Raw genomic sequence first — 12,838 nt, forward strand, 5'->3', positions numbered from 1 at the left:
GGTCATCACCCCTTGGAATTTCCCGGTCAACATCCCCGTGGAATATCTGGCACCGGGCATGGCGACCGGAAACACGATCGTTTGGGTGCCTGCCCCCTCCACCTCGCTGGTCGCCTGCGCGTTGATGGAGGCAATCGAGAGCGCCGATCTTCCTGCCGGCGTCATCAATCTGGTCATCGGTGAAGGGGCAATCGTGGGCGACGCCGTTGTGGTTCATCCCGACGTCACCGCCATCGGCTTTACAGGGAGCGCTGCGACCGGCAGGAAAATCGCCGAGCGCGGCGCAGGCAAGCCACTGCTTCTGGAACTCGGCGGCAACGGGCCCGTGATCGTCTTCGAGGACGCTGATCTGGACACGGCGGCGGCGGCGGCGGCGGGCGGCGCATTCTTCAACGCCGGCCAGGTCTGTGCAGCGACAGGCCGTGTTCTCGCGCATCATTCAATCGCCGAGAGCCTGTGCGAAAAACTCGTCGCCCATGCCGAAAAACACGTACTGGGCGATCCCTTCCATCAGGGAACGACCATGGGACCGCTGAACAACGCCAAGGTCGCGGCCAAGATAAAGGAGCATGTCGACGAGGCGGTCTCACAAGGCGCCAAGGTGCTTTATGGCGGCAGGCCGCGTCCCGATCTGGGCAGCGGACTGTTCTTCGAACCGACGATCATCGCCGGCGTCACGCGCGAGATGAAGATCAATCGCGAGGAAACCTTCGGCCCCGTGGTGCCCGTTCTCGCCTTCAAGGACGAGGCCGAAGCGCTCGATCTGGCGCTCGACAGCGAATACGGCCTGTCGGTCGGCGTCTTCACGGCGGACGTGGCGCGGGGGATTTCGCTCGCCAAAGCGATCCCGGCCGGGATCGTCAACGTCAATGCCAGCAGCACCTGGTGGGAAATCCACCTGCCCTTCGGAGGCGGGAACGGCACCAAGAGCGGCATCGGTCGGCTGGGCGGCGTGCACACGATGGAAGCCATGACGGAACTCAAGATGATCACGGTCACAATGGACCGAAAGGCAGGTGCAGAGTGAGCCCTCAATCGATTGCTTTTGCCGGCGAACGGAATTCGCCCCTTTCTCCGCCAGAGAGAGCGCGGATGATCCGCGCTCTTGTCGATGAACTGATCCCCGGTGCCGAGGGCTGGCCCTCCGCATCCGAGGCCGGTGTGCACGGCATCGTGGCGATGCGTCTCTTTGCGGACTGGAGCGATGTGCAGATAATGGCGCTGGCCGATCTGCTAGGCTGGGAAAAGGACGGTTTGTCGAGTGGCAATAGCGAAACACGCAACGCGTCCGTCAAGGCGTTCGAGGACGCCGACACGGAGCTTTTCGACAAGATCTATACGGCGGTGACGCTTGCCTACTACGAAACGCCCTTTGTCATCGAAGCCATCCAAAACACCGGGCGTCCCTATTCGCACCGGCCTCATCTCACAGGCTATGACATGGCGCGCTTCGATTTCAACCGGGACGTGCCCGCCCATCGGCGCGGCCATTACCTGGAGACTGAAAACGTCAGGCCTGTCGATACATCGTCGCTCGGCCTCGACACGGTAAAGACAGATCATTGGGGACTGGAAAGATGACGACAGAGCGCATCTGTGATGTGTTGATCGTGGGCGCCGGCGCGACGGGATCGCTGGCGGCGCTGACATTGGCGAAAGCCGGTCTCGATGTCGTCTGCCTGGAACAGGGTTCCTGGGTGGAGGCGAACGATCATCCGCATCTGCATGCCGACTGGTCATGGCAGCGCCGGACCAACTGGAGCCCGGACGTCAACAAGCGCAGCCATCCGGACGATTTTCCCGTCAGTTCCGACTCCTCCCAGATCCTGATGTGGAACGCCGTCGGCGGATCGACCAACGTCTATGGCGCAATCTGGCCGCGCTATCGTCCTTCCGATTTCCGCAAGGGCACGGAGCATGGCCTTCAGCCGGACTGGCCGATCACCTATGAGGATATCGCGCCCTTCTACGAGCAGGCCGACAAGCTCGTCGGCGTATCGGGACTTGCCGGCGACCCGGCCATGCCACCGCGAGAACGCTGCCCAACCCCGCCGATGCCGGTGTCCAAGGTGGCGAAGCGCCTTGCTTCCGGTTTCGATGCGCTTGACTGGCATTGGTGGCCGGTCGAGGCCGGAGCCATCTCCGAGGATTATGACGGTCGACCGGCCTGCAACAACTGCGGCACATGCAATGGCTGCCCACGTGGATCGATGAGCAAATACTCGCTTTCCATCTGGCCGAAGGCATTGAATGCCGGCTGCGAACTGCGCATCAATGCCCGTGTGCTCAAGATCGAGAAGAACCCGGACGGCCGCGCGAGCGGAGCTCTCTATGTCGACCGGAACACAGGGATGAAACATTTCCAGAAGGCAAAACTGGTTATCGTGGCTGCGAACGGCATCGGAACGCCACGGCTCCTTCTTGCATCCGACAATCTTGCCAACACCAATGATCAGGTCGGACGCCATCTCCTGCATCACACGCTGGTTGCCTGCGAAATGTGGGTCGACGAGCCGGTCGATGGTCATATCGGTTACGTCGCATCCCTGATTTCACGACAGTTTGCCGAAACGGACGCGTCGCGGGGTTTCGTCAACGGTTTCAATTTCAACTGCATCACCTCCACGCCTTCGGCAGGAGAGCTTGCGGCAGGCTGGTTCACACCGGCCCGTGCGCCCTGGGGCCGCGACCATCACCAATGGTTCGAGCGCCATTTCGGCCATTCTATCGGCGTTTTCGGCATTGGCGACGATCTGCCGAACCCGGAAAACCGCGTGACGCTAGACCCGGTGCTGAAAGATTCCGATGGCGTGCCTGCGGCAAAGACCCACTATGCGCCGGGCGAAAACGACAAGCGCATGATGAACTACATGCTTGATCGTCTCGAAGAGCTTGCAAAGGCCTGCGGCGCTTTCGACTATCGGCTGCACGATTATCGCGACAATGAGGGCGTTTATCGTACACCCGCCTGGCACATGATCGGCACCTGCCGCATGGGCAGTGATCCCTCGACATCCGTCGTCAACCGGTGGAATCAGACCTGGGAGGTTCCTAATCTCTTCATCGTCGATGGAAGCGTGCTTGCCACCGGCGGTGTCGTCAATCCGACACCGACCATCTCAGCGCTCGCCTTACGTGCTGCGGCCTATATCCGCGACAATTTCGAAACCCTGTCGCAGCAGACGCGGTCATCGATGGCCGCATGACGCGGGCCATCCGACAATCGTCTCGCGCCCCAAAGAAAGACGATCGGCAGGTTCTGCCCGAGTAGTTGTGATTGGCATCACTGCGATCAGAGAAAGACAAAATGCTCCAACGCCCCCCTGCCGAGCCCGGAATGAGCGAAGCGGATATCGATACCCCTGCCCTCCTCATCGATCTCGATGCAATGGAAAACAATCTCGACCGTATGGCCGCATTCTGCCGTAACGCAGGTGTGCGGTTGCGCGCTCACGCGAAAACCCACAAGTCCCCCGTCATCGCCCACTGGCAGATCGCTCGCGGGGCCATCGGCCAATGCGTGCAAAAAACAGCGGAGGCCGAGGTTCTTGCCTGGGGCGGCATCAGCGACATTCTCGTTTCGAACGAGATCGTTTCCTCCCGCAAGCTGGCGCGACTGGCCGCGCTGTCCAGGATGTCGAAAATCTCGCTTTGCGCCGATAGCGCAGCCGTGGTCGACCAGATCGAGGCAGTGGCCGAATCTTTCGCCACGCGGTTGACCGTGCTGGTCGAGATCGACGTCAGCGGCGGCCGCTGCGGCATCGAAGCCGGCGAACCTGCCGCGGCATTCGCTGCGCGCATAGCGAAAAGCCGCCATCTGGTGTTCGGCGGCCTGCAATCCTATCACGGGCGCGCTCAGCACCTGCGCACCGAACAGGAGCGGCGCGACGCGATAGACCAGGCTGCGGCGCGAACGGCGGATACAGTTGCGGCAATCAGGAAGCGGAACCTGGAATGCGCGATCGTCGGCGGTGCAGGCACGGGAACCTTCGCCCACGAGGCGGCCAGCGGTGTCTACAACGAGCTGCAGGCCGGCTCCTATCTGTTCATGGATGCCGACTATGCGCGAAATCGTCCCGCTCCCGATTTCAAACAATCGCTGTTCGTGTTGAGCACCGTCATGAGTGCTGCGCGCCACGGCATCGCGGTTCTGGATTGCGGCCACAAGGGGATTGCCGTCGACAGCGGGCTTCCTCTCATCCACGCCAGACAGGATATCGACTATGCCGGCGCATCCGATGAGCACGGTTCGCTCATCCTGCGTTCGGACCCCGGAAACCTTGCCATCGGAGAAACGCTGCGCCTCGTTCCCGGCCATTGCGATCCAACGGTCGACCGCTACGACTGGTATGTCGGCATGCGCGGCAAGCGGGTCGAATGCGTCTTTCCTGTCGCAGCGCGCGGAATGATGCAATGACGCTTACGGTTCTTCCAGAAACCATGTCTCGGGAACTGAAGCTGCGCTGCATTGGCTGCGATGCCGCCCTGCCGCCAACCCTGATCTACCGCTGCCCCGATTGCGGCGGGATACTGGAGGTTGTCCGTCAAAAACCGGAAGGCCGCGGCTGGCTTAGAGCCGACTTCGTCGCAGATGACATCACGCTTGGAGAAGGCGGCACGCCGTTTCGAGAACTCAGACCCGGTCTCCTCCACGCCGGCTTCAGAGGCCGGCTGCTCGTCAAGGACGAAACCCGCAATCCATCCGGCTCCTTCAAGGATCGCCTTGTGGCAGCGGCGTTGAGCCAGGCGATTGCGCTTGGCGCGACGGGTATCGTCAGTGCGTCGAGCGGCAACGCTGGTGCCGCTGCCGCCTGCTATGCCGCGAATGCCGGAATTCCCGCCATCGTCGTTTGCCCGGATACGACGCCACGTGGCAAGTTGGCGCAGATTGTCGCCTATGGTGCCGCGCTCGAGCAGGTGCCTGGCCATTACGGAAACGCGTTTGAACATGCCCGACGACTCTGCGCCGAGACCGGCTATGCAAATCTGACGACGACCTATCTGAACCCTTATGGCGTGGATGCCCTGCGACTGATCGGGCAGGAGCTCCATGAGCAGATGGAAGGCGTCGGACCCGACTGGATCGCCATCCCGACGAGTTCCGGGCCGTTGGTCAAAGGCGTCTTTCAGGGCTTCATGGACAGGGCTGGCAAGGTGCCGCGCCTGATCGCGGCGCAGTCCGAGGGCTGTGCTCCGATAGCGAGAGCCTTCAGGGACAAAAAAATCGACGTTGATGGTTGGGAAAACCCCAAAACGATCGCTTCTGGCATTTCCGACCCATTGCTGGGCTATCCCGAGGAAGGCAGTCTGACGCTTTCGCTTGTCCGCGCAAGCAAGGGTGTTGCTCACGCCGTCGGCGATGCCGACATTCGCACGGCGATGATCGACCTGGCGCACAAAGCCGGTCTTTTCTGTGAGCCGACGGGTGCTGCCTCATTGGCGGCGGCTCGGGATCTGTTCATGAAAGGCACGATCGGATCGACCGATACCGTGGTCTGCATTGTGACCGGACATGGTTTCAAGGATTTCGCGGCCTGGACCTGACAGATGAGATCGGCCTCTGCGGCAGGGCACCGAGCACCATGACTGCGGAGAACGGCCAAGCCTGCTGCGGCTTGTGCCGTGGTTCATCCTCGGCTTCCTCGGCATGATGGCCGAGGTCATTCAATCTCATCCGGGACGGACTGCTGCCGGCGATCAAGGAGACGTCCGCACGATGTTCGGCTTCGGTGAGCAAGAGCAGGTGCACAGCGTGGAAAGACTGAAGCGCTGTGATGGCCAGCCGATCATGTTGGACAGACTGTTTTTGCCTTGCCACCTTTTGCCCGAACTCGACCAACTCGAACTGAGGACGACGTGGTTTGCCGATCTGCTGATCAGCCACGGCATCCATCTGGCGCGCGCGCGAAAGATCGTGTAGCCGATCGTTATGGAGAACGCGGAAGCGAAGAAACTGAGCGTTCGGCCGAGTTCAATCGGGTTGCTGGTCGACCGCACCATTTGGCCGTCGGCCGAGACGGCCTGCCGGTCCTGCTGACGCGGTCCGTCATTCCGGGCGATGCGGCGAAATTCTTCATCGACGTCAGCGCCGAAAACGCCGAATTCCACTGAACCGTTCAAACGAGCGGCACGTTCAGGAGGATCAGCAGGCTGATCGACGCGAGAGCGGCGAACGAAAGCGTTCCGGCAGCAAGCACCCGTCCGCCGGAGGCCAGGACGGTCACGATGTTGACCGACAGGCCGAGCGCCGCCATCGAGATAATGGTCAAGGCGCTGGACGTGCCCAGCGGCGGTACAATCTTCTCGTAGCTCAAAATCTCTGCCGAGGGCTCGTGCCCCTGGCGGCGCAAATCCCGCCGGAATTCGAGCAGGCCGAGGAAGTCCTGTTCCACTGCCAGCGCCTTGACGAAAGAGCCCTTGCCCTGCGTCTTGCCCAACAGCCCTTCTTCGAACAGCAGTCCAATCGCCTGCCTCACCTGACCCGGCTGATATCGAAGGCGCGCACCGTTTCGGACTCGGACGGCAGCGGGTCGTTGGCCGCGAATTCGCCATCCAGGATGCGATGACGCAAGGCATCAGCAACTTGGATGTAACGCGGAGTGTCGCCCTCAGGGCTAAAGGGAGAGGCTGGACTCCATGCGCAAGGCTGCTCTTGGGTCCGCAGCCTTCCTGGCCTTCTTCACGGGGTGTCTCCGCGGCTCTCAGGTGGCGCGCACGCCGGAACCCGTGCCGGGGGCCGCACTGTGTCCGCCATTGGTTTTGGCCGCGACGGCGAGGGCGTTTCTGTCCAGGTCATCAAAGACCATGATCGCTGCGCCAATCAGGCCGGAATTCTCCGAGAGCGACGCAGCTACCACCGGAATTTCGCGAAACGGGGGCATGACCGCCAGGTTCAACCTGTTGCGAATGCCGGGCATCAGGGCATCGAAGCTGTTGGCCAAGCCGCCCCCCACAACGACGACATCGGGACTGTAGAGGTGCATGAGGTTTGCAATCCCGACACCGAGCCGGAGGTGTGTCAGAATCGTTAACTTTTTAGAAGGCGATCACGGCCTTTATGAGCCCCGACTTCTGATATGTCCAACGAGCAATATCGTGCAGACTGTTCTGAAGGGTCGTGTCGTGCGTTATGAGCTTGGCCGCAGGAATGGCACCATCGCGCATTGCCGCCATGACGTGGTCGAAGTCGACACGAAGCGCGTTGCGGCTGCCGATCAACATCATCTCGCGTTTGTGGAATTCGGGGTCCGAGAATGTGATCTCGTCCTTGATGACGCTTACCATTATCAGGGCGCCGCCATGGGCCACGTAGCCGAACGCGGCTTGTATCGAGACCTTGCTACCGGTCGCATCGAAGACGAGGTCAAAACAATCGCCATCGGTTCGCTCTCTCACTAGGTCGACAGGTGAAACCGAAGCACTATCGATAACGGGAAACCCGAGTTGGCTTTCGGCGAAGTCGAGCCGCTCCCTGCTCGTGTCCATGATCGTCACCGCTTGGCCTGCAATGCGCGCAAACAATGCCGTACCCAGTCCAATAGGCCCGGCGCCGATGACCAGCGTACGTGCGCCAGCTGCAAGTCTGGAACGCCTCACCGCGTGGGCGCCGATCGCCAGGAACTCGACAGCTGCCGCGTCAACGAGCGGCAGTCCTGCGACCGGGTAGAGGTTGCCGGCAGGCACCAGCAATTCTTCACACATGCCGCCGTCGCGATGAACGCCCAACACTTCGATTGATACGCAGCAATTCGGCTTGCCGTGACGGCATGCAATGCATTTGCCGCAGGCAAAATAGGGATTTACAACGACCCGTTCACCGATCTCGATGGCGACGCCTTCGCCTACCGCGGTCACGGTACCAGAGAGTTCATGCCCCATGATACGTGGATAGGCCAGGTAGGGATGCTTGCCCTCAAAAATGTGGTAATCGGTGCCACAGATGCCGACATGGCTGATGCTGACCAGCGCCCATCCGGCGCCCGGCGGGCCGGGCGCCGAGCGATCCTCGAAGATCAATTCGCCGGGCTTTCGGCATACGAGCGCTTTCATGCGAATTATCTTTCTGAAATGTTTCAAAAAGAACCCGGCGGCTGAAATCACCGCCGGGCCAAGATGTGGAGACTATTCGAAGTCTTTGACGTTCTGCAGCGTCACGAGTCCTGCACCGGTATCCACATTGGCTTCGACGGTTTCCCCGCGGATCGCCTTGACGACAGTATCGATGCCAAGCTCGCCCATTTTTGCTGGAAATTGCGCAACGCTGGCATCTTCCGCGCCGGATTTGATCGCTTCGATCTCACCGCAGCAGGCGTCGAAGCCGACTAGGATGATCTTGTCGTTGGCGATCCCCGCATTGCTGATTGATTTGACGGCTCCTGGGATTGGCGGTCCGCAGGCTGCGTAGATCGCCTTGAGATCGGGATTGGCGGTCAGGATGTCTTCGGTCACTGACGTGCCAAGTTCGAGCGTGCAATTGGTTGCACCCTTGCCGACGACGTCGACCTTGACGTCGCCGAGGCCCTTCATCATGCCGGTGACCCGGTCGTCCAGCGCCGGCACTCCGGGAACGCCTTGCAGGATACCGATCTTGTCGCCGCTCTTGAGCACGGTCTTCAGGTACTCTCCGGCGATCTTGCCGCCGTTGAGGTTGTTGGTCGAAACCAATGCCGTCTGGCCTTTCCAGTTCGGAATGCTGTTGTCGACAAGAACCACTTTGATGCCGGCAGCGACCGCCTTGTCGAGCGCCGGCGCAACGGTCGGATCGACCGGAGTGATCGCCAGACCCTTGACGCCTTGCGTGATCATGGACTCGATGAGCGCGATCTGGCCCTCGATGTCGGTCGCCGCCTGGCCCTGGCCGGTGACCAACTCGACTTCAGGATGAGCGGCCACGTATTTCTTGGCCGCGTCCTCCATGGTCGAGTAGAACGGCACCGGGAATTTCGTAATCAGACCGACCTTGATCTTGTCGGCGGCCGAAGCTGGCATCGCAAACGCAACGGCGATCGCCAGCCCAGCAAACAGTTTTCGGTTCATTGGCATTCCATTCCTCCCTTGGAATTGAGGCGGCTTCCGGACGGAAGTCGCTTCAGTCATTTGCGGACCGGAACAGTCCCCAAATTTCGAACGGATCAGGCTCCAACGATCATGGAGACCAGTTCCTGCTTGTTGTCCTTGGTCGGCACCAGTTCGCCGACTTTGCGGCCTTGGCGAAGCACCACGGCGCGATCGGCAAGCTCGACGACATGCTCCATGTTGTGAGTTATCAGGATGACGGCATTCCCCTGGTCACGCAGCGCAGCGACCAAGTTGAGCACTTGCCGCGATTCACGCAGCCCAAGTGCGGCGGTCGGCTCGTCCAAGATCACGACCTTGCGGGCAAATACTGTCGAACGGGCCACGGCAATGGCTTGCCTTTGTCCACCCGACATCATGGCAACGACGGCGTCCAGCCTTGGCAACGTGACTTTCAAATTGGCGAGCAGAATGCGCGTTTCGGCATCCATCCTGCGCTGTTGAAGAAATCGCATGCCGCGAGGAAGCCATTGCGGTCCCGCCAACTCGCGACCGGCAAAGAAATTCTGTCCCGGCGTCAGATTGTCGAACAGCGCCAGATCCTGATAGACGGTCTCGATGCCGGCGAAGCGCGCATCCGCAGGGGAGCGTATCTGCGTTGGCGCACCGTCCAGAAGGATCGCGCCGGCATCGAGTTGGTGCACCCCACTGATGCATTTGGTCAGCGTCGACTTACCAGCGCCGTTGTCGCCGAGAAGCCCCAAGATCTCGCCGCGTCGGACCTCGATGCTGACGTCGTCCAGCGCCACAACTGAGCCGAAACGCTTTGTAGCGCCGCGTACCGCAAGCACAGGATGTTCCGCGGTGGCTGCATGATCGACGCTTGCTGGAACGGCACTCACGACTGCCTCCCGGCCTGCATGACACGCACGCGCCCTTCGAGATAGTTGCGCAGCACGTCGGACTCGACCGCTATGACGATGACCACGCCGATAACGATGAGTTGGAAGAAGACGTTGACGTTGAGCAGGTTGAGCGCGTTGCGGATGACGCCAATCATGATGGCGCCGATCAAGGCATGGCCGAGATGGCCGCGACCGCCGAGAAAACTGGCACCGCCGATGATCACCGCCGCGATCGTATCCAATTCCAGCAGATTGCCGAACAGGGGTGAACCGGCGTCGGTGCGGCCAGCAAGGATGACCGCGCCGATGCCAGCGCACAGCCCCGAGATCACATAGACCGAAACCAGGACCCAGGACACGGGAATGCCCATGCGCACGGCAGCATCGGGCCGGCCGCCTACTGCATAAATCCAGCGTCCCCAGACCATCGTCTTGGCCATAACGAAAAGAACCGCGGCAACGCCCGCAACCACAAAAACCGATCCAGGCAGACCCCAGACCGCCTCGCGGCCAAGCGCATCGATGGCATCCGGCATTCCAGGGATGGCGCGCCCGTCGGCCAGCTGAAGCGCCAGCCCCTTGGCGATGCTCAATGTCGCCAGCGTGATGATGAACGGGTGCGGCAGCCGGCCGAAGACGTAGAAGAGCCCATTGATGGCGCCGACCGCCGCACCGCAGCCAACCATCACCGCGATCACCAGGAAGGCGGGAGCGCCGGCATGAAAGCTGAGCGCGCCGACGACCGAAGCCAGTGCAACGTTCGAGCCGACGGAGAGATCGATCCCGCGTGTCAGGATGACCAGATGCTGGCCCATCGCCACAACCGAGATGACGGCGGTCTGAGCGAGGATGTTGCTGAGGTTACGCCCCGTCAAAAAATAGGGTGACAGAAAACTGAGAACGACAATCAGCAACGCCAGGATGACAACCGGACCAGCGCTCAGCAGGGCCAAGCCTAGCGCAAGGCCGGGAACGGCTTCTTGCTTCTTGGGTGCTCGCAATGCGGCCTCGCCGACAGTGGTGCCGGTGTTTCCCGTTTCAGGCAAAGTTCCCCTCCCCGCCGCGGCTTGTGTAAGCCGCGTCGTCAAAAACTTATGCTGTATTTTAGCTCCCTCTTATCGATAAAAAACAACCAGCATCACTTAGTCAAGTTGTTTTTTATGGATAAAGTTCATACTAGAAAGGACAAGGTGTTGCTCTGAGGTAGATCCGATGCGAACCGACACTGTCTACAAGAAGGCCTTCAACCGCGTCGCCAGTATGCTGCGCGACGGACAATTGACCGGCGAGCTCCCTTCCGAGAATGAGCTTAGACGGCAAATGGGAGTCAGCCGCACGACTGTCCGAAAGGTCCTGAAAGAACTTGCCCACCGCGAACTTATCGCCGAGCGCAGCGGCGTCAGGACTGCAGGCCGTGCGGTCGAGGATAGCGATTACTATCCCGACGCCGAAACCACGTCACGGGCCAAGCACGTGGAACAGCAGTTCATGGAATGGATGCTGCGCGGTGACACCAGACCTGGAACAAGCATCAACGAGCTCGAACTCGCGCGGCAGTTCGGCGTTGCGACCAACGGAATTCGCGAGTTCTTGATCCGCTTCAGCCGATTTGGGCTGCTCGAAAAAAGGCCGAACACGGGTTGGCTTTTCAAGGGCTTTACGGAAGATTTTGCACTTGAGCTGTTCGAAATCCGGGTGATGTTCGAGCTGCGCTCGGCGCATCTGTTTTCACGACAGCCCGACACTTCTCCCCTGTGGGAGAAGCTGGCCGTGCTCAAGATTGCGCATACCGAACTGCTGAAGCGGATTGAAAGCCGATTTCACGACTTTTCGGGCCTCGACAACCGGTTTCATCGGCTCATAAACGAGGCTTCGCCGAACCGCTTCATCGACGATTTCTACGATATCATCAGCTTCATTTTTCACTACCATTATCAGTGGAACAAGCATGACGAAAAACAGCGCAACCAGGCTGCGATCCTGGAGCATCTCGACTATATTGATGCGCTCGAAAGCCGTGATTCCGAGCGCATCAAACGGGCCTGCCAGGCGCATCTCGCTTCGGCAAGAGCAACGCTGATGCGTTCGCTGATCTGGACCTGATGAATGACGGAAGTCGGGGCGTCGTTGGGGAAACCGACGCATCCCCTCGGGAATGCGTCGAGACAAAGTATCAGGCGTGGCGTATTTCCGTTCCCAGCACTTTCAGGCATTCACGGATGAACGCCGCAAGCGCGGTCCAACCTTTGGCCGAAACCATCGTCCCATCCACATAGGCATCGGTGGGAGATAGGTCGATGTAAGTGCCACCAGCAAGGGTCACCTCCGGCTCGCAAGCCCCTAGCGCGCCGACCTTCTTGCCGCGGACGACGCCGTCTACCGCGATCAGGATCTGGACGCCGTGGCAGATCGTAAATATCGGTTTGTTCGCCTCGTGGAAGTGGCGCACCATTGCCTGCACGCGCTTGTCGGTGCGGATATATTCCGGTCCGCGCCCGCCGGCGCAGTAGACCGCATGATATTGATCAAGCTGCTTCTCGGCCTCGGAGAAAGTCTTGTTGATCAGTGCATTGTGGCCGGGCTTTTCGGTGTAGGTCTGGTCGCCTTCGAAGTCGTGCAGCGATGTTTTGATCACGTCGCCGGCTTTTTTGTCGGGGCAGACGACATGAACAGTATGGCCGACGGCCTCCATCGCCTGCTGGTAGACGAAGATTTCATATTCCTCGGTGAATTCACCGGTCAGCATCAGGATCTTTTTGCCTGGCATGGGTCTTCCTCTCGGTGTGTGGCAGGGCGAGGTGCACTTGGCGCCTCGCCAGCTAGGGATCGAAATCAGGGCAGAACAGTGAGTCGGGGAAATAATGTTCCATAGCGTTGGCCTGGGTGATCAGCGGCGCGTCGAGCTTGGCGGTCCCCCG

At 60.4% G+C, this 12,838-nt stretch carries 15 protein-coding genes; 7 read left to right on the forward strand and 8 right to left on the reverse strand.

Annotation, left to right across the window (positions count from 1 at the left end; genetic code table 11):
* From E5X88_RS23360 to E5X88_RS23385, 6 genes are all read left to right on the forward strand, one after another.
* The coding region (locus E5X88_RS23360) for an aldehyde dehydrogenase family protein (protein ID WP_292165532.1) at window positions 1-1,027 on the forward strand (1,027 nt) is incomplete at its 5' end.
* A gap of 65 nt (window positions 1,028-1,092) precedes the next feature.
* Window positions 1,093-1,581: a hypothetical protein gene (locus E5X88_RS23365; protein WP_292165534.1), complete on the forward strand. Its 489-nt coding sequence runs from the start codon at window positions 1,093-1,095 to the stop codon at window positions 1,579-1,581.
* Window positions 1,578-3,206 carry a GMC family oxidoreductase gene (locus E5X88_RS23370; RefSeq protein WP_292165536.1) on the forward strand — a complete coding sequence of 543 codons (1,629 nt, stop codon included), beginning with the start codon at window positions 1,578-1,580 and terminating at the stop codon, window positions 3,204-3,206. Before E5X88_RS23365 ends, E5X88_RS23370 begins: the two co-directional genes overlap by 4 nt.
* Window positions 3,207-3,337: 131 nt before the next feature.
* The gene (locus E5X88_RS23375) at window positions 3,338-4,417 is read left to right on the forward strand and encodes a DSD1 family PLP-dependent enzyme (protein ID WP_292165538.1); all 1,080 of its coding nucleotides are present in this window, start codon (window positions 3,338-3,340) and stop codon (window positions 4,415-4,417) included.
* A complete protein-coding gene (locus E5X88_RS23380; RefSeq protein WP_292165540.1) occupies window positions 4,414-5,544 on the forward strand; it encodes a pyridoxal-phosphate dependent enzyme in 1,131 nt (376 codons plus the stop codon). Before E5X88_RS23375 ends, E5X88_RS23380 begins: the two co-directional genes overlap by 4 nt.
* Window positions 5,545-5,647: 103 nt before the next feature.
* On the forward strand, window positions 5,648-5,920 hold the full coding sequence (locus E5X88_RS23385) for a UTRA domain-containing protein (protein ID WP_292165541.1): 273 nt from the start codon (window positions 5,648-5,650) through the stop codon (window positions 5,918-5,920).
* Window positions 5,921-6,116: 196 nt separating this feature from the next.
* On the opposite strand, the gene E5X88_RS23390 is transcribed toward E5X88_RS23385, so the two are convergent.
* The 7 genes from E5X88_RS23390 to E5X88_RS23415 form a co-directional block, all read right to left on the reverse strand.
* A complete protein-coding gene (locus tag E5X88_RS23390) occupies window positions 6,117-6,437 on the reverse strand; it encodes a hypothetical protein (RefSeq protein WP_292165543.1) in 321 nt (106 codons plus the stop codon).
* A 35-nt stretch (window positions 6,438-6,472) separates the two neighbouring features.
* Window positions 6,473-6,664 carry a GntR family transcriptional regulator gene (locus E5X88_RS33685; RefSeq protein ID WP_366929967.1) on the reverse strand — a complete coding sequence of 64 codons (192 nt, stop codon included), beginning with the start codon at window positions 6,662-6,664 and terminating at the stop codon, window positions 6,473-6,475.
* Between the two features lie 37 nt (window positions 6,665-6,701).
* On the reverse strand, window positions 6,702-7,025 hold the full coding sequence (locus E5X88_RS23395; protein WP_366929968.1) for an ROK family protein: 324 nt from the start codon (window positions 7,023-7,025) through the stop codon (window positions 6,702-6,704).
* A gap of 10 nt (window positions 7,026-7,035) precedes the next feature.
* Window positions 7,036-8,049, reverse strand: a complete 1,014-nt coding sequence (locus E5X88_RS23400) for a zinc-binding alcohol dehydrogenase family protein (protein ID WP_292165545.1) — start codon at window positions 8,047-8,049, stop codon at window positions 7,036-7,038.
* 72 nt (window positions 8,050-8,121) lie between these two features.
* Window positions 8,122-9,036 carry a sugar ABC transporter substrate-binding protein gene (locus E5X88_RS23405; protein ID WP_292165546.1) on the reverse strand — a complete coding sequence of 305 codons (915 nt, stop codon included), beginning with the start codon at window positions 9,034-9,036 and terminating at the stop codon, window positions 8,122-8,124.
* A 95-nt stretch (window positions 9,037-9,131) separates the two neighbouring features.
* Window positions 9,132-9,917, reverse strand: a complete 786-nt coding sequence (locus tag E5X88_RS23410; protein WP_292165548.1) for an ATP-binding cassette domain-containing protein — start codon at window positions 9,915-9,917, stop codon at window positions 9,132-9,134.
* Window positions 9,914-10,966 (reverse strand): ABC transporter permease, encoded by a 1,053-nt coding sequence (locus tag E5X88_RS23415; RefSeq protein ID WP_292165550.1) that lies wholly within the window; start codon window positions 10,964-10,966, stop codon window positions 9,914-9,916. The genes E5X88_RS23410 and E5X88_RS23415 overlap by 4 nt, the downstream gene beginning before the upstream one ends.
* Before the next feature lie 166 nt (window positions 10,967-11,132).
* Between E5X88_RS23415 and E5X88_RS23420 the strand changes: the two genes are divergently transcribed.
* Window positions 11,133-12,023, forward strand: a complete 891-nt coding sequence (locus E5X88_RS23420; protein ID WP_292165553.1) for a GntR family transcriptional regulator — start codon at window positions 11,133-11,135, stop codon at window positions 12,021-12,023.
* Window positions 12,024-12,093: 70 nt separating this feature from the next.
* Here the strand turns inward: E5X88_RS23420 and E5X88_RS23425 are convergent, their stop codons facing one another.
* Window positions 12,094-12,687 carry a DJ-1/PfpI family protein gene (locus E5X88_RS23425; protein WP_292165569.1) on the reverse strand — a complete coding sequence of 198 codons (594 nt, stop codon included), beginning with the start codon at window positions 12,685-12,687 and terminating at the stop codon, window positions 12,094-12,096.
* Window positions 12,688-12,838 lie beyond the last annotated feature (151 nt).

The sequence above is a fragment of the Mesorhizobium sp. genome (assembly GCF_004962245.1).
In the GTDB taxonomy this organism is placed as follows: domain Bacteria; phylum Pseudomonadota; class Alphaproteobacteria; order Rhizobiales; family Rhizobiaceae; genus Mesorhizobium.

What these genes read in the sequence shown, in the direction of transcription:
- E5X88_RS23385 (WP_292165541.1), top strand. Translation starts at nt 5,648, where the DNA reads ATGATGGCCGAGGTCATTCAATCTCATCCGGGACGGACTGCTGCCGGC.
- E5X88_RS23400 (WP_292165545.1), bottom strand. Translation starts at nt 8,049, where the DNA reads ATGAAAGCGCTCGTATGCCGAAAGCCCGGCGAATTGATCTTCGAGGAT.
- E5X88_RS23380 (WP_292165540.1), top strand. Translation starts at nt 4,414, where the DNA reads ATGACGCTTACGGTTCTTCCAGAAACCATGTCTCGGGAACTGAAGCTG.
- E5X88_RS23425 (WP_292165569.1), bottom strand. Translation starts at nt 12,687, where the DNA reads ATGCCAGGCAAAAAGATCCTGATGCTGACCGGTGAATTCACCGAGGAA.
- E5X88_RS23370 (WP_292165536.1), top strand. Translation starts at nt 1,578, where the DNA reads ATGACGACAGAGCGCATCTGTGATGTGTTGATCGTGGGCGCCGGCGCG.
- E5X88_RS23420 (WP_292165553.1), top strand. Translation starts at nt 11,133, where the DNA reads ATGCGAACCGACACTGTCTACAAGAAGGCCTTCAACCGCGTCGCCAGT.
- E5X88_RS23375 (WP_292165538.1), top strand. Translation starts at nt 3,338, where the DNA reads ATGAGCGAAGCGGATATCGATACCCCTGCCCTCCTCATCGATCTCGAT.
- E5X88_RS23405 (WP_292165546.1), bottom strand. Translation starts at nt 9,036, where the DNA reads ATGAACCGAAAACTGTTTGCTGGGCTGGCGATCGCCGTTGCGTTTGCG.
- E5X88_RS23365 (WP_292165534.1), top strand. Translation starts at nt 1,093, where the DNA reads ATGATCCGCGCTCTTGTCGATGAACTGATCCCCGGTGCCGAGGGCTGG.